Genomic DNA, 22,642 nt, shown 5'->3' on the forward strand with positions numbered 1-22,642 from the left:
CGGGTTCAGGGCGCGTTTTGCAGGGACGCTACCTCGCGCCCGGCCCGGTAGCCTGGAGGAATAAGCGGAGGGAACCACGAAGTGGCAATTTTCCCGCCGGGAGCCGGGATTGTTAAGGGTACGGCGATAGTACCCTTAACACGTTCACAGGCAGTATGGTTTCAGAGAAGTGATACCACTAAAGTGAACGGAACATTTTGCCAGAGATAACATGCCATTATCTTTGGTTCACCTGTAACGACAGGAGATTAATCTGCACGGCCCATATAGCGACGCTCTTCGATATGAATACGGATTTTTTCACCCGCACTCAAATACTCAGGAACCTGGATCACCAGACCGGTGCTCAGGGTTGCTGGCTTGTTGCGCGCACTCGCTGAAGCACCTTTAATACCCGGTGAGGTTTCAACGATTTCCAGGTCTACGGTCTGCGGCAGTTCAAGCGCCAGCAGTTGGCCGTCCCAGGTCAGTACCTGCATATCCGGCATACCGCCTTCCGGCATGAACAGCAGCTCTTCTTCAATCTGGTCTTTGGTGAAGGTATACGGGGTATAGTCTTCTTTATCCATAAAGATGTATTCGTTGCCATCGACGTAGGAGAAATCAACCCCGCGGCGGCTCAGGGTGACGGTATCCACGATATCGTCGCCTTTGAAGCGCTCTTCAACTTTCAGACCGGTACGCACATCAGAAAAACGCATTTTGTACAGCGTAGCTGCACCACGTGCGGACGGTGATTGAATATCGATATCTTTTACAATCAGCAACTTGCCGTTGTAGTTCAGTACCATACCTTTTTTAATTTCGTTCGCTCTTGGCATCGAATAAATCCTGTAGTGAGGAGTGTCTAAAATATCGCGTAAAACTACTCGCGCCGGGGCATTCAGGCAAGCGGAATTGATGCTTTTGCTGGTGCCAAAAAGGTGGTACTGTGCGCTTCCCGCACAATCCGATGGTTTACGATAAAGAGAGTACTGTATGGAATGCCGTCCGGATTGTGGTGCATGCTGCACCGCGCCTTCAATCTCCAGTCCCATCCCTGGCATGCCTGATGGCAAGCCCAACAGTCAATTATTCACAGTATAAAAACGGCTTAACTAAGAAGATATGACTTTCTTGCTAAGTGTTTCAATTGCGTGTGAAAAACATTCACCATACCCAATTTTAGACAGCTGTAATAACTCATTTAGTCCAGAATGACTTGTGAACGAAAGATTTTCATATAGACATATAGGAATTTCTGTATTGTCTTTAAATCGTCTGTCAGGACCACCCGATTTGTTAACATATTTCCATGTCCTGCCAACGACTAAGGCATCTCCGGGCACACTTTCGCTTTCAATGAACTGACTATTACCAACGTTAATGAATAGTTGGTCATAACTAACAGCACCGACACCGTCACGGTCAAAAACGAGTACTCTATCTGGAAAGAAATGTAATGTTTGACGACCTACTTTGATGGCAATCGTCTCAATATTTGTTTTAACGAAGGGAGGCTTTGATTTGCTGATAGAGGTTGTTTTTCTACGTAGCAAGTTACTTGCTCCGGCATGATATTTAGGGTCATAAACAGCTCCAGAAGCTTCTACATGCCATACCTTTGAGCAGCTTGCAAGCATAGCCCCACTATCATGAAGTTGCTGGTAACATGCCATCATTTCGTCATCAAAGTCATAAAAAAGAACAGTGGTCTTTCTTAGCTGATCGTACATGTAAGCAAAAACGGAAACAGCTCCCCCTGCGATAAATCCTATTGCCAGGCACCACTCAGGCCATGCCTGTGAAAAACCGTAAAGTACAATTGCAATCGAAAGGAAAATAGCGAAGGGCCATATTTGTAACTTCTTACGTTTGTTATTCAACTCTTCAAGCAGTTCTCGGGAACTGGAATCAACGATTTCCGAGATATGAGATGACTCGATTTCCTCAAGAGGTGCATGCGTATTGTCATGTTCTACAGGGGATTCATCAGGTAAACGTTGAACCTTCTTACCGTCCTGTGGGATCATACTTGGTGAAAGCGAAGCACGATAATAGACCCCGCCAGCACCGATGTGGATGTAATTTCCTCTTGGGCCAGTACCAAACCTCAGTCCTTTTATACCAATAGATGCACCGACTCCTGATTTGGATAGGTTGAATCTCATCGGTCCAACGCGAATGCTCTTCTTAACATAAAAGCCCATAGTAACTCCATGTAATAAGTTGCATGAAAATGCATCTGAGCAAGATTTTACACTGAAAAAATGAAGAGGTTAAGAAAAGCATATGGGGGTATTTATGCTTCTATTCCCATATTTTCAATACATTGAAAATGAATAGTCACATTACTTTAAAATTTGGATATATACGGCAGACTATCAGCCAGTAAGACATTCTGTTACTGTCAATGACCAATGGACGATGAGCAAGGAATCAGTAATGAAATGTCGTACCGATTGTGGGGCTTGTTGTACTGCCCCATCGATTTCAAGCCCAATCCCAGGAATGTCGCAGGGTAAGCCTGCTAATGTAAGATGTGTTCAGTTATCTGAAGATAACCTGTGTAGCATCTTTGGGTCGCCCCTACGCCCAAAAATATGCAGTAGTCTTAAACCATCAATAGAAATGTGTGCTACGAACCGCGATGAGGCTATGATTTACCTTATACAGTTGGAAGAGGCAACAGCACCTTCGGATGAGAACGGCGTCCACCTATAATTTTATGTGACATTGTTTTGTTTTTTTAACCTCTCATTTTCTTTGCGCAAAGTTTGAACTTCCTCTAATAAGGAGGCGTCGGAAGCTGCAGTTAGCGACGATTTTTTAATCTTCGATGGCCCGCGTCTTTTCGTGACAAGTTTATATTCAGAATCAAAACGCAGGTTAACGTAACTATGCTTCGAATCGGGTTTGGTGACCTTGTAGGTCGTTTCATAAACCGAGCATCTTTTTGTTGAGCTTATGAACATAGACTCGCCACAGAAAACCATTTCAGGTGCTGACAGGTATGCTACGTTGCCTTCACAGACGAAAAGGTAGCACAACGCTAATTGGCGATTTTTTAATATAGTTATGCTCAGGCGAGCAACGCCTATGTGTTTGTGCTGAGGAAGACGTTGTTTAATCTTTCTTACTCGATCTACTTCGCTTTTATCGAGTCCCCGTCTTTGGGCTATGGTTGAGAAAGAACGCTCAAAATCGAGATGTAAATCAACTTCTTTATTGTCAACTCGGTTCAGTTTTACGTTGGAATCGCGAAGAAAATAAGATTCGCTTTCTGTTCTTTTGGGAAAGATTGTAAAGTACAATTTCATGGTTACATCCACTTGGATTTGTTGTTGATGCCATTATTTATCGTCTTTCACGGACAATCAAAATTTGTATGTCCCATAAGTCGTGACATATAAAGACATGTATTTATAACGTGTTGATATATATGGTTTTTTATTTGCGTTAAAACCCTTGAATGAGACATGCAAAGGACATCTATTGTTGTATGTTATTGTTTTTTAGTATTTTAATTTTGCGTTATTATATATAGCAACTTCGGCTGCGCCTCGTTGAAATCATACCCAAGCAATAATTCTGAAAGAACTCGAGCGAAGCGAGTTCAGACGTGAGCGTAGCGAACGGATGACAGGGATCACCTGATCAGATCTTTTAATAACATAATATAACTACTACGAGTCGCGTAGCGACGAAGTATCACGCAGTGAGCGAAGCGAACAAGTGATGGTCTTACTGTTAACATTCAAAAATGCTGTGTGTCACTTCGGCTTCGCCTCGTGATACTTCGTCGCTACGCGACTCGTGGGTAATAATTAGGTCGGTAGATTTGGTATGGTAAAAGATAGTGATCTGAATATACGTTAATTGTGTTTGTTTAAAGATGTAATGTTCTTCGTTCGTGATTCATAACCCTTCCAGGTCTTACACACCGGTTTTCCTGTATCGTTTCATTGCTGTGCTCCCCAGTTTCAAAGAGGATACAGTCTTCGACTGGATAAACCTTTTCGCTTTAACGAATACATACGCAACCTGTTCAAACGATTACGTGCCCGCCTGGAGCCTGGAAACAACGGTTTATCAGAACCTATCATCGACTTTGCTTACGGTTGGGTATGTGAACAGGAAAAGGCTTCACAGCCTCATTACCACTGTTGGATTGCGCTTCCACATCGACTGGTAAGATGGTTTGGAACGCCAGAAAGAGGGATTGCAGGTGTTATTACTGAGATCTGGATCAAACTGACTGGTGGTGAAGCAACGCTGGTAACTTGTCTAAAGCCACTAAAGCTTATCCCGATCACTACGTCATTCATCGAGATACTCCTGAATCACTTGATGACCCGGTATTCTGGCTTTCTTACCTGGCAAAAGAATGCGGGAAGTCGCAAACAGGGAAGGGAACGCGTTTGTATTCAACATCAAAATTGAGTAGTGAAGCACTGAATTCGTAAATATCGCACAGGAAGCCCGTAGAGCGGTTTTCTTTGCAAGATATTATTCGCATTGCCAATTTTTTGAAAATCGCTTACAGCCTATCTCAGAGCGTTTTAGGGCATGATTAATACCTGATTAACTTTATGCTTCGGTTATGTGCTTGATGACTGAACGATAATTGCTTTGCCTATAGAATCATACATTACACTTCAAAATTCCGAGCGAAGCGAGGGACACGAACGTAGTGAGTGTTAGCAACTAAACTATAGAACTACATAATTATATTATTATATTTTATATATAGAGAAAAATGTAGTTTTGGGATTGGTTTTTAACCAGTTGTAAACTATCCATCTTCGCTTCGCTTGACGGAACTCGCTTTGCTCGTGATTCGCGATATCACTTCAACATTTGAAGCGAAGGATACGAACGTAGTGAGTGTGTTATGTATTCACAACCCGCAGAATGTTTTGTTCAATGATCACTGTACGGTCAGAACCGAATAATAAAATGTATTAGCTCAGATTCGCACCGTTGGTAACAAATCACTTGCAGGCCCGATATTTTGGTTATCCTATCTGGCAAAAGAAAAAAGTGAGTTTCAGACAGGAAAAGGTTCACGGACCTATTCAACATCAAAGCTGAGTAACAGAATCCTGCTTAGGAAGCCCGTAGAGCGTTTTTCTCCTACAGATAGTAGAACCCTTACCCGTGCAATAAAAAACGCTGAGAATCGTGTTTAGAGCTTCTGGTAACGCATGCTGAGTATGATTATTGATTAATTTTTAATTGTAGCGTACTCATCTAAATTTGGAAACCAATAAAAATTATGCTGATCGATAACGTGCATGGAGTATGTGCTAATAAAGCCCCGCAGGTCTGCTATTGGTCAGAAGCGAATAAAAGATCTGAACTCCTATTGAAAACCAATACATTTACACACACATTGTATATGGATAACTACCCCATCTAACTCAAGGAGAAACAGAATGGCATGGTACATTGATAGTGAGCACGTCATGAAAAATGAAAGAAAAGAAGGAAATCCAAAATATGAGAAGATCTGGAAACCAGGAGAAAACCCTGACTGGGCAGGTATCTATCGCTGCCAAGCATGCGGTTACGAGGATTTAATTAATCGGCAATGTACCAAACTTCCACCATGCAGCAATTGTGAGAAAAAAAGTCACAAAAACAATACCTGGAAGCTGCTGGTAAGAGCAGTTGATGCAAAATAGGAATGAAAATTAGAAGGTGTGTAGAAGTATACACCTTCTTGGCATCAGTCGATCTTAGCTATGTCGGTCGGAATTGCTATATAACTCTGACCACCAGTGCGGAGAGACGTGAAAATATTAACAGAATGGTCGCAATGTGGCGACCATATATTCTATATCTATATATTATCCGGTAGTTCACGAATGGCTTTACGTATATTCGTCTCAGCGTCATCTAACTCATTTAAAGCTCGTGATATATCTGAGCGACCTTCTTCTACTTTAGAACGAGCACGTCGTAATGTTGACATAGCATCATCGATAGCGCTTAATGCTCGCTTTAATCTTCTTTTAGTATCCAACCTTTAAATCCTCTTATAAGTTTTACACTCGTTAGAAAAATACAACATTAGGCGATTCAATATTGAGCACGTAAAATGATTTCACCACAAGCACAGAAGGGCTGCTGCACAGGAGATCCGCTTTTCGCTCAAAGTGGACGGCAAGATTCGATTGCATTCTGTCTGCGGAAACTGTTAGCTCGAGTCCGAGCTAATGCAAATATAATTAGCTTGCTAACTCTTTCTTGATTCGGTAGTACGTTGCGCGACTTATATCAGCCGCTTTCATAATGTGGGTTGGTTTAACGTTCTGCGCCAGCATTTCTCGAACCGTCTCACGGGCTTCCATATCTTTTTCTTTCCCCGTATACAAACCTGCCTGTTTTGCTTTTGCGATCCCTTGTGCCTGGCGTTTACGCCGGGTTTCATAATCTTGTCGTGCCATTGTCGCGAGGATATCGATCAGCATGGTATTGACTGCTCGCAGAATGCCGCTGGTCAGGTCATTACCGGACATTTCAACCATCTGCCAGCTTGTTGGCAAATCCATTGATACAATAACCAGTCCTTTACTGTTCAGCGTGGCTTTGAGTTCAGCCCATTCTTCATGTTGAAGACGACTGAGACGATCAATCGCTTCAATAAGAAGCAGATCGCCGGGTTGTGCTTCTGCAAGGAGATTCATTAGTTCCACACGCTCCAGCTTCGCACCGCTGGCATTCTCAATGTATTCTCCGGCAACCTGCCAGTTTTTGCTTCGTGCAAATTCACGCAGACTAACCAAAGCACGATCGGCATGTTGGCCTTCAGTAGATGCACGGCAGTAGATACGGACATTCATTATGGATTCTCTTTTAAATATTAAATCGATACCCATATGATACGGCGCGTGCTTTTGTTGTCAATAGAGTCAAATTTAACCCTATTGATACTATGTATCATGGTCTTTATCAGGTATACATAAAAGAGATATTGTACTGAATGTTCTCAGATCTTGCTCGGGGTATACGATGTAGTCAGTTCCTGTAACTGAACCACTCAGTTTGCATTTCAGTAGGTCTTTATCAATTACAGCGAGCCACTACTGGGGACCTGAATAGTCTAGCATCTACATAACCAGTTTTTATCATCTGCCATAATAACCTGTAAAATAATTTTAGTTTGCCGAATACGTATACACTGAACGTCAGCGTATAGTTGTGGTAACTGTCAATTTTTTCATATTCTGTTAAGAATAAATTAATGTTTAAAAATTATGATAAATGAATGTCATCGCAAACATGGCACGTCCTTTACAGGAATAAATCTCACCAATTATTATATTTTCACCACAGAACCTGTTCGGGAAGGATAGTCTGTTTAGTATTAACTGTTGATGCTGTTATAAGGAGTTTCAGGTGCAGGTAAACAAACTTACGGATGATATTGATATTAGTTCTCATGAGCGTTTCCTCGCTGCCCGTAAAAGCACATGGGTTAGTGTGCTTGTTAATTGTTTTCTGACATCCGGGCAAGTGATTACTGGTGTATTTTCCGGATCTCAGGGGCTTATCGCGGATGGTATCCATTCTCTGTCTGATTTAGTTTCAGACTTTGTGGTGCTTATTGCTAATCATAAAAGTAAAAAAAATCCCGATGATGACCATCACTACGGACATCATCGTTATGAAAATGGTGCATCATTAATTCTGGGGACAATTTTATTCATTGTTGGCATCGGGATGTTATGGTCAGCAGCAAATAAAATGCAACAGCCAGATGATATTCCTCAGGTACATATTGTTGCTCTGTGGGTAGCCTTAGCTGCACTGGTTATCAAAGAGCTTCTTTTTCGCTATATGCTGGCAGTAGCAACCCGAGTAAAATCCACTATGCTGGTTGCAAATGCCTGGCATGCCCGCTCTGATGCTGCCTCATCTTTGGTGGTGGCTATTGGTATTATTGGTAGTTTATCAGGTTTTAAATTGCTTGATCCGGTAGCTGCACTGGTTGTGGGACTTATTGTGACCAGAATGGGATATTCATTTATGTCAGATTCGCTTCATGACTTGATGGACAGGGCCGTAGATATTGAAACTGAAAATAGTATAAAAACAACATTGCTATCCACTCCTGGGGTCGAAGGCATCCATGACCTCAAGACCAGAAAAATGGGGGACCTTGTTGTTGTTGATGTTCATCTGGAAATTGATGGTGATTTATCAGTGAAAGTAGGGCATGACATTGCTGTTTTGGCCAGAAAATCAGTTTTAGATAATCATCATGTATTAAATGTTATGACACATGTTGACCCTTATTTTAAGGAGGGAAGTGACCTTGATTACGGAAGTGTAAATAATCATAAACAATAATTTTAATGCTTATTTTCTTCGGGGAAATTGGCAAGTGATTATTTTCATTGTTCAATGTTACATCTTCGGGTTGTGATGTTTTTTAAATGATAGTAAACAATATGGAGTTATTATGAGAAAAATTATGCATACTGTTATAATAGGAACAGCCCTTCTTTTATCTACCAGTGTAATGGCTGGTTCTGACGGTGTTGAACATGCCATGAAGATGATGAATAAAAGCTACCGCGCAGCACTTAAGGAGGAGGATGTTACATCTTTCAGGAAAGATATGCAGGATCTGAAATCAACAGCAGAGTCCATCTTGAATGGCCCGGTAGAGGGGTATGACAGGGAAACGTATGTTGCAGGTATGTCACTTCTGATTGATGAGGTAACTGCTGTTGAAAGTACCGCTGAAAAGGAAGGTCTTGACGCTGGGAAAATTGCAGCACAGAAACTGGGCAGTATGATGAGAAAATACCATAATAAACTTGGCGTTGACTGAACCGGGAACTATCAGGAGAAAGTAGATATGCTGGAAAGATATCCCGGAACTGCCATGATATACCTGCTTGTATCAAAATGGATAGTTATGCCCTGGTGAAGAAATTCTAATACGTTATCTTATCTGCTCAGTACATATAAAAATGTTGGGGTCGCAAACATGCTTACCGATGCTACATATTGCCTCAACATAAGCTAAGTCCTATTGATGTTGCACGGGGCAGATATACCCGCTTCGTGCTTCACGGAAGCATACTGATGATCTCTTGGCTGGAAAAACACTTCTTCATGGTAATGTCTTCATATTACAGATGTGATGTACTATAGGTTTAGATACCATTTTCTGATTAAAGAGTATTGTTTAGTTCCGATAAGTTAAGGTTTCGTTAATAAAAAGCATGTTGATTTGGTCAACCACCCCTAACAAAGTGGCTAAATTATGAATGAAAATTTACGTAATGCTCTCCCTCACAAAGACACACCATTTCTACGTGTGCTTCATATCATCGTAGCTGTATTGATTTTATTGCAGATTGTTAGTTCAAATCTTACCGAAAGCGATGCTCTCAGTGACTATACTCTCACAGGGTTCGTTACATGGTTCCATGTTATCATTGGATTATCACTGATTGTTCTTGGGTTAATCATGCTTGCATGGATGCTGACACAACGAGGATTTCATTACTATTTTGCTTGGCTGACCCTTGATTTTCGAGGTGTGGTTGAAGATATCAAAATGCTGATGTCATTCCGTCTCCCTGAAGCTCATGCTGGTGGGATTGCTGCCTTGATCCAGGGGCTTGGTGTACTTGCGCTATTGGGCGTTGCATCATGTGGTGGTTTCTGGTTTGCACTCAATACAATTCCTGGAATGTCGCCAGTGCTGACAGAAAGTGTCCTGAATTTGCATAAGTTTCTGACTGTATTTATTGAAACCTATTTCTGGGCGCATGGTTCGATGGGGTTGCTGCATATATTTCTCACCATCCGTAGCCAAAGGAAAAATTCCGTTACGGAATAGTGTGATAGATTGATGATTAATAAAGTGTGCTGTAATGGATGGATAAAATTGACTACAATAGTTTAATTATCTGTCAAGGCATTCTTATATGTCCGTAATTCCGATTAGTGTGCGTAGTTGAAGGAAAGCAAAGATATGCATCTTGAACGACACAGCATCGAAAAAGTGGGATGGCTTAGGGCGGCTGTACTGGGGGCAAATGACGGAATTGTTTCGACAGCAAGCCTTGTCCTTGGTGTTGCGTCAGCAAACACCAGTTCTTCGGGAGTTTTACTTGCTGGTGTTGCCGGACTGGTTTCTGGTGCTATGTCGATGGCAACGGGAGAATATGTTTCAGTCTCATCTCAGGCTGATACCGAAAACGCTGCACTTGCTCAGGAAAAAAGGGAGTTGGAAACCGATTATGAAGGTGAAATGCAGGAACTGACTTCACTTTATATACAACGTGGACTGGATCCTGTGCTTGCCTATAAGGTTGCAGAGCAGCTCATGGCAAGAGATGCTCTGGATGCTCATGCCCGTGAAGAACTTGGGCTGACGGATACAAACTCTGCACAGCCCCTTCAGGCTGCTGTTTTTTCTGCTCTGAGTTTTTCTGCTGGTGCTGTGTTACCTTTAATAGTTGCATGGTTATCTCCTCCAAAGCAGGTTTTTTTGTTTATTATCCTTTCCACCCTTTTTTCACTAGTGGTCCTTGGTTATATATCCTCTGTTGTAGGTAAAGCACCTCCTGTCAGGGCGATCATAAGAATTATGTTCTGGAGTACACTGGCTATGTTTTTGTCAATGGGGATTGGCCATTTCGCAGGGCAGGTCCTGCTTTAATGTTCTGTCGCGATATTTCGAGTCGTATGTCATCAAAAAAAATCGCCAATGTAGCTCCTTACAGGTTTTATTCCGCTTGGTACAGTGTCCATTGATGAAAGATGCAGGGGGCTTGGCCCCTGCATTTGAAGAGTATACATAATGTTACTTATGACAAATCTCCCGATCATAGACTCCACCATTCACAGCCAACATTTGCCTTTTCTTTTTTGAAATCATACCAGTCATGATTTGCGAATTATCTAAAAAAATACCTTCAAATGTACCCGGTCGTGCATTCAATCCGGCAATAATTATTGTATCTCCCACGTTTAACGCTGCTACCTTATCGTTATCATAATCTGTATTTTCAAAAATAAACTTTAGTCCTTCATTCGAACCAGAAATATCCAATGTAACTAATGGTTTTTTACTGAATGTAACAGTACTGATGCTTTCTATTTTACCAGTAACCATCAATCGGCATTTTTTGAAATCGTTCGTTGCCCGGAACTCATGTTCTTTAAATCGCGCATAAACCTCTTCAGTCGTATACAGTCTCGGAAGGATATCAATCACAGAAGGTCTGGGGGATTTTGTTGCTTGTTGTAAAGACACTGCATCCGCATTTGATGTGGGGATTATTTCAGGGGTTTTAGCCTGGCATGGTGTGATTGCTGTCCCATTCAACATAAAAAATCCGAAGGAGATAGCAGCCGTTATGACTGATTTTTTAATATAACGTTCATAAGATGATTTCATTTCGTTCTTCCATGACTTCTATTTTAGTAACATGTTCGCCATTACAGTATATTTTTACGTTGTCTGGTGGGGACTTCACGGCGCTACGGATTTCATTCATGATGTCTTTCGATAAAATATCGCAGCCTTCCATATACATAACCCTACGGGTATCGGCAGCTGATATGTCAGTGAAATTGCTATTGATCCATGAATCAGGTATTTCGATTCCATATATCAGTTTCATATATTCAACGATGAACGCATCTGTCAGGTTAAATCGTCCAACCATGTATTTCCCGCTGTAGATATGACCTGAAGGCGAAGTTATCCAGTTGTTTTTTAAAACCAAAGTTAGTGCATTATTTTTCATTTTCAGACTCCAGTTCACGAATGCGATTGTTTGTCATGTCGATAAGACATGTCTGTTCGTTATTGCAGTCGGATTTTTTCTTTATCCATTCTCTTTGAGAAGGGAGTAAGCGTTTTCGTGTTTCAGGGCTAAGTTTTTTCCAGACGGAATTAAGTTTCTCATCGCTTGCTTCATAACTGTGTGCATTGACATTTGAGGTTACTGCATTGTTTTTTGTGGAGCCGTTACTGTTATTATAGAAAATGGGTGCGCGTACTCCCTGAGCGTAGTCTTTAGCTGCTTTCTCCCACACTTCTTGACCATTGACGGTCAGTATTTTTCCGAACTCTGTAGTGTTGAAACTGTAACTGCGGATCTCACCATCGAAATCCATCTTCACGTTGACGGTGGTTGACTTCGCAATGCCAGTCAAGAAATCCCCAGCTTCTGAACCAAGTGAACAGACCAATTCTTTCGTATCGTCGTTATTCTTTGGGCGTAGTCCGTGCATCGTGAAACTGCCGTTATCAGTTGTAGCAGTGATATCTACCAGCGGCACGATCGATGATGATTGCTTTGTTATCGCGAAGCATATTCCCTTCAGATTTACATCCCTGTCCATCCCGAGAAACATCAGGGCTTTTTGGTCGCTGCTGGCGACACCCGCTGATTTTGCCTCTGGTAAGAAATATACGGTACTGGATGCGGCGGTTATACTCGAAATGAAAATAACGCTTAATGCCATGATATTTAACGTTTTTGAAAAAGTTGTCATTCTGGATACCTTCTTCCTATTGCACTCCATCTGGGGCAGATCACCATCCCGTGAGTCTTGCTTGTGAGAAACACTACTCGAAGAATCATGATCTTACATTGATCTATAAAATCTATCAATAATGCAAAATTGATCTATAAAAACGATCGATTGGGGTGTAAAGAGTTCAGAGATTGCTTTGATGTAACAGAAAAGGAGATAGGGCTATTGGGGGCGTTGGTTTACTTCCCCTTGACAGGTATGCAAGGGGAGGGGGATTTACTTTGAAAGTGTTTCTAAGTCTTCCAGCGAGTTAATCTCGTATTTAATACCGTTGACAGTTGCATACGATTTACTTGTAGTACTATCTACTTTGATAGCCAATTCATTGCCTTCGTCTCGGTTTACACCATCCTCTAGCCTGGTTATAAACGTCGGGTTTAGAATGCTGACTTCATGTTTGTCCTTAATATGCTGTGCAAATTTTTCAGGTGAAATCAGTTCATCAATGAAGGAGTGCAACACAAGTCCTTGCATTTTTAGTAAGTCATGATCATTTACTGTCTGTGCTTCTACATACGAAACACCAGGAGATCGGTTTCGATTGAACTTAATCACTATTCTCTGTTTTGTCTCGTCGGCGAAGGTTACTTCAAAATGACCATGCCGCCCATCAATGTCATAGCAATCAATACGTTTGATAGCTTGCTTTACCTTCAGCCTAATTCGCTTACGGTCAGGGTTCTTAGTATCATGAACATCGAAATTTCGGAATTGATCCCAGCCTGTAGTTTGAATTTCTGAGCGGCTGATTTTGTACTGTTGAAATTCTCGCTCAAGCGTTATTTTTTTCTGTTTATTGGCATTAATCTGATCTGCCAATTCTTCGAGGTCATCTGTCAAAGTTGCCAGCTTTAGCAGCTTTTTAACAGCTTCTGATGCCTTTTCAATCTCAGATTCGTACCAGGCTGTTTTATCTTCTTGGTGGTTGTTCCAGACGTGATCAGCGATTAGTTGCAAAACAGTGTGCTCAAGCTGGTATGACGTAAACCCTTTTTTACCGCAAGGTTTACCCTGAACGATTTTTGAACCACATATATATCGGTACTTGTTTTCACTTGAACCAGATTTGAACATGAAAGATCCACATTTACCGCAAAAAAGAATACCGATACCTGAGAGTAGCGGAATTTCAGGTTCAGGATTACCTTCTGGATATGTTGATGAACTACGAGTGACAGCGCGATGTCGATCTAACTTCGAAAGTGTCAAGTAGTCTACTTCCGACATAAGTGCTGGATAGTAATCAGGAATAATGAATGTTTCTTTCAACGGTTCATCTGATTCGGAATCGTATATGATGGCACCTGATTCATCGCGTTTATCCAACGTGAAGATTTTTTGTCCGTGAACAGTGGGATTTAAAAAGGTTCTGATCAAATGTTTGCCCCATTGCTCCGTTTTGGGTGTCAGCGCTTGACCTGTCTTGTCTTTATAAACCCTCTTTTTAGGGGCAGGGTAGTGTTCGTTAAGATATCGTTGGATACCAAGAAGAGTTTCACCGTTTTGTTTTAGTTCGATAATCTTCTGCGCTGCGGCAAAATAAATGGAGTGTGGGGTAACGTATCCTGATTTTGTGTCTACCCACCAGACATTCTGACCTACTGATTCTATGGCTTTTGCTGGTGTTCCTGGTTCTCTTGTCAGGTTGTGTCGTATCAGCGAACGAGCCTGGGCTTCAACCCGATTCTTTTTTGTCAACGATTCGTCGTGGGCGCGTGTGAACATCAACAATGAAATGATTAAATCGGTTGGGTTATTCTTCACGTCCGCGTACTTATAGACCTTTTCATCCATGCCAGTAACAACGACTATCCCCTTGCTAAGTATGCTCTTGAATATATCCAAAGCGCTCCAGGCATCATCACGACTAATGCGGTCAAGATTTTCGACTACCAGCCACGAACCAACGGGAACTTTAACCCCAATCTGCTTGATGAACTCCGATAGCTTCCCTTCATGAGCATTTTTTCCTTTGAACGCGGACATGCCGAGATCATGGAAAGCCGTTGTATCAAGTTCGAGATTATAACGGGCCGCAATTTTTAGAGCGGTATCTTGCTGACGCTCTAGAGAGTTACCTTCCCGTTGTTTCACAGATGAAAAACGCACATACGAATACAGCTTGGGTTTCATTGAGTGTGATTACCTTTGGATGGTATTGATTGATCAGATGGACCTGATGCTAACAGCAGGAATGTGAATTTTAAACAGTGAATAATTATACATTAGGCAAACCTGCTAATACGCCATGCGTTCAGCTGGATGAATCCCTACGTTGCAAAATTTTTGCTTCGCCGCTACGACCAAAAGTGTGCGGCGGTTTACAGCCCAGTGCGGAAATGTGCGGACAGACGACGCACCATGCCATGGTTTATCTCATCGAGCTTGAAGCGCTGACCGCGCCTTAAACGTCCTTGATGCGCGCCAGGCACACGACGGTGGCGACGATCATCACCAGCGCAAACCAGAACACCGCGTGATAGTTCCAGATTTCAGCGGCAATCCCCGCCAGCGATCCGGCAATAATCCAGCCCACGCGAATGGTATTCGTATACAGGGTCGTTGCTGAGCCTGCCTGTCCTGGCATCAGATCCTGGAAATAGAGCATGCCAATTCCGCCGAGGATGCCGATGTAAATCGCATTCAGCAGCTGTAAGCCAAGTAATATCGCCGGAGAGTGAGCCAGCAGCATACCGGCATAAAAGAAGAATCCGGCGACGACGGCAATTCTCATCAACAGACGTTTGCCCAGACGCTTTGCAAAATAGCCAGCAATCAACATGGTCGGGATTTCCAGTCCGGCAGCGGTACCCATCATGATGCCAGCCAGTTTTTCCGGCAGATGCAGTTCGTTGATGATAAACAGCGGCATATTAATGATATAGAGACTATTAGTGCCCCACATTAATGTGCAGATAACAAACAGCAGCAGCGTGTCGCGTCGATTGCGGCGCGGGGCTTCAACTGCGCCTGTTGCGAGCGGCACGTTTTTACTCATCGAGGGTAAAAATAACCAGACCATTACGCCGCAGACAACAAACGCCACCGCTGCGCTGAGATACATCACCGTAAAGCTGAACCCCATGGCCAGCGCGTAGGCCAGCGGTGGGCCAATTACCCAGGCCAGCGAAACCTGCGCACGTAATATTGAGCTGAACATGACGGCTTCCCGACCTGTGCGATCAGCGTGTTCACGGGCGAGAGCAAACATTTGCGGGTTGGCAGTCGATCCAAAGCTGCTGAGGAATACCCCGATAAACAGCAGAATAAAATAGTTACGGTTCCAGGCGAACAGCACGCAGGCCAGCATCCCCAGCACGCAGCAAAACACAATCAGGTTTTTGCGATCGCCTTTTTTATCCGAGCGCCCGGCCAGAAACTGACTCACCAAAATGCCGATCACGGCGCTGCCGGTAAAAAAGAACCCGACCATGCCGGGACGGGCATGGACTTCATCCGTCAGAAAAAGGCTAAGCGTTGGCGTCTGCAACGCACCGGCGATACCCGTCAGAAATGCGACAAGCAGGAACGCCGAAGACGTTAAATCAAACGCCTTGGGTGTGGCGGCTACGGGGGTGTTATGCATGTTTTGATATCAATGATGTGAAGAGACGCGGAGTTTACGCCGCTTGTCAGAAAATAAACAGGGAGCCAAATCAAAATCGGCATCAAAAATCAAAATAGCATTTCAGTCAAAGAATGCTGTTTGCTGACGTTGCTGAATCTGACAAGCTGACGCCGTTTTTCCGTCAGCAGTTTTTTCTCCCTCGCAGAGAAAATGTGCGTTATCTCTAAATTCAGCAAGTAATTTGTCAACTTTACTTGTGTGCTGAAGAAAAAAGAGCAAGACTTCTTGAAACGTTTCAGCGTCATCTCGCCATAACTGATGGAGTCAGGTGACGCCTTTTTTCTCATGTTAGCTGAATCGTTTCAAATCAGCGGGAGAGGAGAACCATGTTCCAGTTATCTGTTCAGGATATTCACCCGGGCGAACAGGCCGGGAATAAAGAAGAGGCTATTCGCCAGGTTGCCGCTGCCTTAGTGCAGGCGGGTAACGTCGCGGAAGGCTACGTCGATGGCATGCTGGCGCGCGAACAACAGACGTCCACGTTCCTCGGCAACGGTATTGCGATTCCTCACGGTACGACGGACACGCGCGATCAGGTGCTGAAAACCGGTGTGCAGGTTTTTCAGTTTCCGCAGGGCGTGACCTGGGGCGAAGGGCAGGTTGCTTATGTGGCAATCGGCATCGCCGCAAGCTCTGATGAACACCTCGGTTTACTGCGTCAGCTGACACACGTGCTGAGCGATGACTCCGTCGCTGAACAGCTGAAATCTGCGACCACGGCGGAAGAACTGCGTGCGCTGCTGATGGGCGAAAAGCAAAGCGAACAGCTGAAGCTTGATAACGAAACGCTGTCGCTGGATGTCGTGGCCAACTCGCTGGTGACGCTGCAGGCACTCAACGCGGCACGACTGAAAGAAGTCGGTGCGGTTGACGCCACCTTTGTGGCCAGAGCAATCAATGAGCAGCCGATGAATCTCGGTCAGGGGATCTGGCTGAATGACTGTGCTGAGGGCAACGTGCGTAGCGCTGTTGCGGTCAGCCGTGCAGCAACAACATTCGATGTAGAAGGTGAAGCGGCAGCCCTGCTGGTGACCGTCGCCATGAATGACGATCAACCGGTTGCCGTGCTGAAGCGCCTTGGCGATCTGCTGCTGAATAATAAAGCTGACCGTTTGTTGAAAGCCGATGCGGCAACGGTGCTGGCGCTGCTGACCAGCGATGACGCCTTAACTGATGATGTACTGAGCGCCGAATTTATTGTGCGCAATGAGCATGGGTTACATGCCCGCCCGGGCACCATGCTGGTGAATACGATTAAACAATTTAACAGTGAAATTACCGTGACAAATCTTGATGGAACCGGCAAACCGGCGAATGGACGCAGTCTGATGAAAGTTGTGGCATTAGGTGTGAAAAAAGGACATCACCTGCGCTTTACCGCACAGGGCGAAGATGCTGAACAGGCGCTGAAGGCGATTGGAGAAGCCATCGCGGCAGGTCTGGGGGAGGGCGCGTAATGAGCAGACGTGTTGCGACTATCACCCTTAACCCGGCTTACGACCTGGTGGGCTTTTGCCCGGAAATTGAACGCGGTGAAGTGAACCTGGTTAAAACCACCGGTCTGCACGCGGCAGGGAAAGGAATTAACGTCGCTAAGGTTTTGAAGGATTTAGGTATCGATGTCACTGTGGGCGGCTTCCTGGGTAAAGACAACCAGGATGGTTTTCAGCAGTTGTTCAGCGAACTGGGTATTGCCAACCGTTTTCAGGTTGTCCAAGGGCGTACCCGTATCAACGTCAAACTGACCGAAAAAGACGGTGAAGTTTCTGACTTTAATTTCTCCGGCTTTGAAGTCACCCCGGCTGACTGGGAACGCTTTGTGAATGACTCGCTGAGCTGGCTGGGCCAGTTCGACATGGTGTGCGTCAGCGGCAGTTTGCCGACCGGCGTGAGCCCGGAAGCCTTCACCGACTGGATGACGCGCCTGCGCAGTCAGTGTCCTTGCATTATCTTTGATAGTAGTCGTGAAGCGTTGGTGGCGGGTCTGAAAGCGGCACCGTGGCTGGTGAAACCAAACCGTCGTGAGCTGGAAATCTGGGCAGGCCGCAAACTGCCGGAAATGAAAGATGTGATTGATGCGGCGCATGCGCTGCGCGAGCAGGGTATTGCTCACGTGGTGATTTCACTCGGCGCGGAAGGTGCGCTGTGGGTTAACGCTTCAGGTGAGTGGATTGCTAAACCGCCGTCAGTTGAGGTGGTCAGCACCGTCGGCGCGGGTGATTCAATGGTTGGCGGTCTGATTTACGGCCTGCTGATGCGTGAGTCCAGTGAACATACCCTGCGTCTTGCGACGGCTGTTGCCGCCCTGGCAGTAAGCCAAAGCAATGTAGGCATTACCGATCGTCCTCAGTTGGCCGCAATGATGGCGCGTGTCGACTTAAAACCGTTTAACTGACAGCAGGAGAGGCATAATGAAAACGCTGCTGATTATTGACGCTAATCTCGGCCAGGCTCGCGCTTACATGGCGAAAACCCTGCTTGGAGCGGCGGCACAGAAAGCACATCTGGAAATTATTGATAATCCGAATGATGCCGAACTGGCAATTGTTCTGGGCGATACGCTTCCTGCCGACAGTTCGCTGAACGGCAAAAAAGTCTGGCTGGGCGACATTGGTCGTGCGGTTGCGCACCCTGAACTGTTCCTCAGCGAAGCGAAGGGCCATGCAAAACCTTACAGTGCCCCGGTTGCAACAGCACCTGTGGCCAGCAGTGGTCCAAAACGCGTGGTGGCAGTGACGGCGTGTCCGACCGGTGTTGCTCATACGTTTATGGCTGCTGAAGCGATTGAAACAGAAGCGAAAAAACGTGGCTGGTGGGTGAAGGTTGAAACTCGAGGTTCTGTTGGCGCAGGCAATGCCATTACGCCGGAAGAAGTGGCTCAGGCGGATCTGGTGATTGTGGCAGCTGACATTGAAGTTGATCTGGCGAAGTTTGCCGGCAAACCGATGTACCGCACCTCTACGGGTCTTGCGTTGAAGAAAACCAAGCAGGAGTTGGACAAAGCGCTGGAAGAAGCAACACCGTACCAGCCAACCGGTAAAGCGCAGACTTCAGCAACCGAAAGTAAGAAAGAGAGCGCGGGGGCATATCGTCACCTGCTGACGGGCGTCTCTTACATGCTGCCGATGGTGGTTGCTGGCGGTCTGTGTATTGCACTCTCGTTCGCTTTTGGTATCGAAGCGTTTAAAGAGCAGGGTACGCTGGCGGCGGCGCTGATGCAGATTGGCGGTGGTTCAGCTTTTGCGCTGATGGTGCCGGTTCTGGCAGGTTATATCGCGTTTTCCATCGCTGACCGTCCTGGTCTGACGCCGGGTCTTATCGGCGGTATGCTGGCGGTGAGCACCGGTTCCGGCTTTATTGGCGGGATTATTGCTGGTTTCCTTGCCGGTTATGTGGCGAAGCTTATCAGCACGAAGTTGAAACTCCCGCAGAGTATGGAAGCGCTGAAACCGATCCTGATCATTCCGCTGTTCTCAAGCCTGGTGGTTGGTCTGGCCATGATTTACCTGATCGGCAAACCGGTGGCTGGCATTCTGGAAGGTCTGACCCACTGGCTGCAAACCATGGGTACGGCGAATGCGGTGCTGCTTGGAGCGATTCTTGGCGGCATGATGTGTACCGATATGGGTGGTCCGGTTAACAAGGCGGCGTATGCTTTCGGTGTGGGTCTGCTGAGTACGCAAACTTATGCGCCGATGGCGGCCATCATGGCGGCAGGTATGGTTCCCCCGCTGGCTCTGGGTTTAGCAACGCTGGTTGCGCGCCGTAAGTTCGACAAAGCTCAGCAGGAAGGCGGCAAAGCAGCGCTGGTACTGGGCCTGTGCTTTATCACCGAAGGGGCTATTCCATTCGCTGCCCGTGACCCGATGCGCGTTCTGCCTTGCTGTATCGTTGGTGGTGCGATTACCGGTGCTATCTCGATGGCAGTGGGTGCGAAACTGATGGCGCCACACGGCGGGCTTTTCGTCCTGTTAATTCCAGGCGCAATTACGCCGGTACTGGGCTACCTGCTGGCCATTATTGCCGGTACGCTGGTAGCCGGTCTCTCCTACGCGGTGCTGAAGCGCCCGGAAGATGAGGTTGTGGCAAAAGCGGCATGATTTAATGCTGACATCAGGGGCAGAGATTTCTCTGCCCCTTTTTTTATCGATTAACTGCTGCCTGAAGATGGATATGTAAAACGGTTCAGGCAATCATTGGCGCGATGATAAAACCAAAGGCAACGCCAGCAATGATCCCACCCAGTCCTGGCAGCATAAACGGATGGTTTAAGACATACTTGCCCACGCGTGTTGTCCCGGTGGTGTCGAACTCCATTGCCGCCAGCGAAGTCGGGTATGTTGGTAGAACAAACACCCCGGTTACCGCCACATAGGAGGCCAGAATCGCCCATGTAGGTACGCCGAGCGCAACGGCCAGAGGGATAATCAGCGGCGTTGTGGCGCCTTGCGAGTAGAGAAGTGCGCAGGTACCAAACAGCACCAGCGCCAACAGCATCGGATAAGCCCGTAGAATATCGCCTGCGATATCCTTAATCTCCGCTAAGTGGGCATCAATGAAGGTCGTTCCCAATGTAACAATCCCGAGAATGACGGCCAGTGAACTCATCCCTGCTCGAAATGTGGAGGTCAGGACAATAGCATCGGTTGATGTTTTGCATAACACCACCATCAGGCAAGCGGCAGATAACATACAAATAATGATGATATCCCGGGTATTCATTGGGTTGCCGGCATCAAATCCGGGGCGTAGCTGCGGGCAGGCGGCAAGAATAACGATGACGACCGTTGCCAACATGAACAAGGCGACTGAGAGTTTGGCACCCGGTACAGTGCTGTTTTGCCCTTCATATTTACGCACCAACCCTTTTTGCAGGCGTTCAAGATAGACTTCATCATCTTGTAGCTCGCATCCCTGACGTGAGGCGATAAAAGCGGCGACCATCGCGGCAACAAACGAAGCTGGCAGACATACCGCCATAACCTGGATAAAGGTGACACCGTTGCCTTCCATAATGGTCAGCATCGCCGCCATTGCGGCACTGATCGGCGAACCGGATATCGCCACCTGAGAGGCGACCACGGAGCCGGCGAGCGTACGAGAAGGGCGGATACCGGACTCTTTGGCGACTTCGGCAATCACCGGTAGGGTAGAAAATACAATGAACCCTGTTCCGGCCATAATGGTCATCGACCAGGTGATAATCGGTGCAATAATATTGATATATTTAGGATTACGCCGCATGAAATTACCGGCTACGCGAACCAGATAATCCATACCTCCGGCGGCCTGTAGCGCCGATGCTGCCACGACAACTGTCATAATAATGAGAATAACGTCAACGGGGGGCGAACCAATTTGTAGATCAAATCCCAACGTTAAAATAGCCAGCCCCAGCCCGCCGCATAAACCGATACCTATTCCGCCGAGGCGGATACCAAAAAATATTGCACCCAACACGACGATAATTTCTAACCAAACCATAATGGCCTCCGCCAGAGAATAATTTGTTATTAAAATAAGTGTTTGTTTAATGCTTTATTAAACTGGTGACGGCTGTTATTGCGCCAGAAGATGATGTTTGCCAACCCGCTTTTCGTACCATTTAATACCGGCGCGTACTAATGAACCGGTTGAGTCAATATATTTATCTGGTGAGTTTTTGACTGCGTTGGCAAGAATGACGGGGACTTCAGTACATCCCAGTACAATGACTTCTGCACCGCGTGAAAAGAGCATTTCAGCCTGTTCATTCATCAGCGTTTGTGCCCGCTTAAGATCGCCGGCTTTTAAGCAATAAATACTATCCATGACTTTTTCCTGACCGGATGAATCAGGGCTGACACAGGTTAAGCCAAGAGATTCTATGCCTTTTTGGTAGAGTCCCATGTAAAGGGTGGCGTTGGTAGCAAGTAAACCGATACGTGATTTTCCGCAGTTTTTGACTTCATCCATGGTGGTTTCAACGATACTGAGTAACTCTGTATGACAGCACTCTTTTAATTCATTAAACCAAAAGTGGGCAGTATTACAGGGGATCACAATACACTCCGCACCAGCATCTTCCAGTTTATGCATATAATCACGCATTGCCGGAAGTGGGGAATGACCATGATGCATTAACGCATCAGTTCGATCTGGAATATCAGGGATGGATGAAATAATTAATGGGATATGTTCCTGATCGCGTTGCGCTGCGGTAAATGTGACGAATTTATTAAAAAGATCGACGGTTGCAGCAGGTCCCATACCACCAAGTACGCCAATTAAACCTTTCACGATATATACCTCTATTACCGATATTTAATATCAGGGCTGGTGTGTGTCTGGTGTCTATGTTTAACAGCAGTATGTCGTGAGGAGAAATGCAATAATGTATGGTTCAATGCAAAAACTGCATGGGTGCAGTATCTTTTGCCACCTCAGCAGGCCAGTAATCAGGCAGATGCCTGAAAT

The 22,642-nt window shown here is 45.5% G+C and carries 21 protein-coding genes and 2 pseudogenes; 12 read left to right on the plus strand and 11 right to left on the minus strand.

Annotated features, from left to right (window positions below; genetic code table 11):
• Positions 1–248 precede the first annotated feature (248 nt).
• Positions 249–821, minus strand: a complete 573-nt coding sequence (yeiP, locus tag GUC46_RS08060; protein WP_003027452.1) for an elongation factor P-like protein YeiP — start codon at positions 819–821, stop codon at positions 249–251.
• A gap of 157 nt (positions 822–978) precedes the next feature.
• Between yeiP and GUC46_RS08065 the strand changes: the two are divergent.
• Positions 979–1,062: pseudogene (locus GUC46_RS08065) on the plus strand (YkgJ family cysteine cluster protein); the annotation flags it as partial.
• A gap of 35 nt (positions 1,063–1,097) precedes the next feature.
• On the opposite strand, the gene GUC46_RS08070 reads toward GUC46_RS08065, so the two are convergent.
• Complete coding sequence (locus tag GUC46_RS08070) at positions 1,098–2,189, minus strand: DUF4236 domain-containing protein (RefSeq protein WP_032936638.1); 1,092 nt, start codon at positions 2,187–2,189, stop codon at positions 1,098–1,100.
• Positions 2,190–2,424: 235 nt separating this feature from the next.
• On the opposite strand from GUC46_RS08070, the gene GUC46_RS08075 reads away from it, so the two are divergent.
• Positions 2,425–2,703, plus strand: coding sequence for a YkgJ family cysteine cluster protein (locus GUC46_RS08075; protein ID WP_071681929.1), 279 nt, complete (start codon positions 2,425–2,427; stop codon positions 2,701–2,703).
• 2 nt (positions 2,704–2,705) lie between these two features.
• Here GUC46_RS08075 and GUC46_RS08080 read toward each other — a convergent pair whose 3' ends face one another.
• A complete protein-coding gene (locus GUC46_RS08080; protein ID WP_032936639.1) occupies positions 2,706–3,299 on the minus strand; it encodes a hypothetical protein in 594 nt (197 codons plus the stop codon).
• A 706-nt stretch (positions 3,300–4,005) separates the two neighbouring features.
• On the opposite strand from GUC46_RS08080, the pseudogene GUC46_RS24030 reads away from it, so the two are divergent.
• Both GUC46_RS24030 and GUC46_RS08085 read left to right on the plus strand, forming a co-directional pair.
• A pseudogene (locus GUC46_RS24030) lies at positions 4,006–4,445 on the plus strand (hypothetical protein); the annotation flags it as partial.
• Positions 4,446–5,417: 972 nt separating this feature from the next.
• Positions 5,418–5,666 carry a hypothetical protein gene (locus tag GUC46_RS08085; RefSeq protein ID WP_032936641.1) on the plus strand — a complete coding sequence of 83 codons (249 nt, stop codon included), beginning with the start codon at positions 5,418–5,420 and terminating at the stop codon, positions 5,664–5,666.
• 546 nt (positions 5,667–6,212) lie between these two features.
• Here the strand turns inward: GUC46_RS08085 and GUC46_RS08090 are convergent.
• Entirely contained in the window at positions 6,213–6,827 is a 615-nt protein-coding gene (locus tag GUC46_RS08090; RefSeq protein WP_032936643.1) for a recombinase family protein, read from the minus strand.
• Positions 6,828–7,383: 556 nt separating this feature from the next.
• On the opposite strand from GUC46_RS08090, the gene GUC46_RS08095 reads away from it, so the two are divergent.
• The 4 genes from GUC46_RS08095 to GUC46_RS08110 all read left to right on the plus strand — a co-directional run bounded on the left by GUC46_RS08095 (position 7,384) and on the right by GUC46_RS08110 (position 10,669).
• Positions 7,384–8,337, plus strand: coding sequence for a cation diffusion facilitator family transporter (locus GUC46_RS08095; RefSeq protein ID WP_032936644.1), 954 nt, complete (start codon positions 7,384–7,386; stop codon positions 8,335–8,337).
• A 112-nt stretch (positions 8,338–8,449) separates the two neighbouring features.
• Complete coding sequence (locus tag GUC46_RS08100) at positions 8,450–8,824, plus strand: cytochrome b562 (RefSeq protein ID WP_032936646.1); 375 nt, start codon at positions 8,450–8,452, stop codon at positions 8,822–8,824.
• Between the two features lie 438 nt (positions 8,825–9,262).
• Complete coding sequence (locus GUC46_RS08105) at positions 9,263–9,844, plus strand: cytochrome b/b6 domain-containing protein (protein WP_032936647.1); 582 nt, start codon at positions 9,263–9,265, stop codon at positions 9,842–9,844.
• A 135-nt stretch (positions 9,845–9,979) separates the two neighbouring features.
• A complete protein-coding gene (locus tag GUC46_RS08110; protein WP_032936649.1) occupies positions 9,980–10,669 on the plus strand; it encodes a VIT family protein in 690 nt (229 codons plus the stop codon).
• Between the two features lie 144 nt (positions 10,670–10,813).
• Here the strand turns inward: GUC46_RS08110 and GUC46_RS08115 are convergent, their stop codons facing one another.
• The 4 genes from GUC46_RS08115 to GUC46_RS08130 all read right to left on the minus strand — a co-directional run bounded on the left by GUC46_RS08115 (position 10,814) and on the right by GUC46_RS08130 (position 14,691).
• Positions 10,814–11,410, minus strand: a complete 597-nt coding sequence (locus GUC46_RS08115) for a hypothetical protein (RefSeq protein WP_032936650.1) — start codon at positions 11,408–11,410, stop codon at positions 10,814–10,816.
• The gene (locus GUC46_RS08120; RefSeq protein ID WP_032936652.1) at positions 11,394–11,762 is read right to left on the minus strand and encodes a hypothetical protein; all 369 of its coding nucleotides are present in this window, start codon (positions 11,760–11,762) and stop codon (positions 11,394–11,396) included. The genes GUC46_RS08115 and GUC46_RS08120 overlap by 17 nt, the downstream gene beginning before the upstream one ends.
• A complete protein-coding gene (locus GUC46_RS08125; RefSeq protein WP_197385688.1) occupies positions 11,752–12,516 on the minus strand; it encodes a lysozyme inhibitor LprI family protein in 765 nt (254 codons plus the stop codon). The genes GUC46_RS08120 and GUC46_RS08125 overlap by 11 nt, the downstream gene beginning before the upstream one ends.
• 258 nt (positions 12,517–12,774) lie before the next feature.
• The gene (locus GUC46_RS08130) at positions 12,775–14,691 is read right to left on the minus strand and encodes a recombinase family protein (protein ID WP_032936654.1); all 1,917 of its coding nucleotides are present in this window, start codon (positions 14,689–14,691) and stop codon (positions 12,775–12,777) included.
• 77 nt (positions 14,692–14,768) lie between these two features.
• On the opposite strand from GUC46_RS08130, the gene GUC46_RS08135 reads away from it, so the two are divergent.
• Positions 14,769–14,966 (plus strand): hypothetical protein, encoded by a 198-nt coding sequence (locus tag GUC46_RS08135; RefSeq protein WP_032936656.1) that lies wholly within the window; start codon positions 14,769–14,771, stop codon positions 14,964–14,966.
• On the opposite strand, the gene setB is transcribed toward GUC46_RS08135, so the two are convergent.
• The gene (setB, locus tag GUC46_RS08140) at positions 14,963–16,144 is read right to left on the minus strand and encodes a sugar efflux transporter SetB (protein WP_016150664.1); all 1,182 of its coding nucleotides are present in this window, start codon (positions 16,142–16,144) and stop codon (positions 14,963–14,965) included. The two genes, GUC46_RS08135 and setB, sit on opposite strands and share 4 nt — an antisense overlap.
• A gap of 368 nt (positions 16,145–16,512) precedes the next feature.
• Here setB and fruB point away from each other — a divergent pair, with 368 nt between their 5' ends.
• From fruB to fruA, 3 genes are read left to right on the plus strand one after another with little or no spacing between them, the layout of a single operon-like run.
• A complete protein-coding gene (fruB, locus tag GUC46_RS08145; protein ID WP_044711441.1) occupies positions 16,513–17,643 on the plus strand; it encodes a fused PTS fructose transporter subunit IIA/HPr protein in 1,131 nt (376 codons plus the stop codon).
• The gene (gene fruK, locus GUC46_RS08150) at positions 17,643–18,581 is read left to right on the plus strand and encodes a 1-phosphofructokinase (RefSeq protein WP_003027446.1); all 939 of its coding nucleotides are present in this window, start codon (positions 17,643–17,645) and stop codon (positions 18,579–18,581) included. Before fruB ends, fruK begins: the two co-directional genes overlap by 1 nt.
• 16 nt (positions 18,582–18,597) lie before the next feature.
• Positions 18,598–20,286, plus strand: coding sequence for a PTS fructose transporter subunit IIBC (gene fruA / locus GUC46_RS08155; protein ID WP_003840084.1), 1,689 nt, complete (start codon positions 18,598–18,600; stop codon positions 20,284–20,286).
• Between the two features lie 85 nt (positions 20,287–20,371).
• On the opposite strand, the gene GUC46_RS08160 is transcribed toward fruA, so the two are convergent.
• Together GUC46_RS08160 and GUC46_RS08165 are read right to left on the minus strand one after the other, a co-directional pair.
• Positions 20,372–21,670 (minus strand): anaerobic C4-dicarboxylate transporter, encoded by a 1,299-nt coding sequence (locus tag GUC46_RS08160; RefSeq protein WP_061549330.1) that lies wholly within the window; start codon positions 21,668–21,670, stop codon positions 20,372–20,374.
• 75 nt (positions 21,671–21,745) lie between these two features.
• Positions 21,746–22,465, minus strand: coding sequence for an aspartate/glutamate racemase family protein (locus GUC46_RS08165; protein ID WP_003840089.1), 720 nt, complete (start codon positions 22,463–22,465; stop codon positions 21,746–21,748).
• Positions 22,466–22,642 lie beyond the last annotated feature (177 nt).

The sequence above is a fragment of the Citrobacter sp. LUTT5 genome (assembly GCF_009905315.1).
In the GTDB taxonomy this organism is placed as follows: domain Bacteria; phylum Pseudomonadota; class Gammaproteobacteria; order Enterobacterales; family Enterobacteriaceae; genus Citrobacter; species Citrobacter freundii.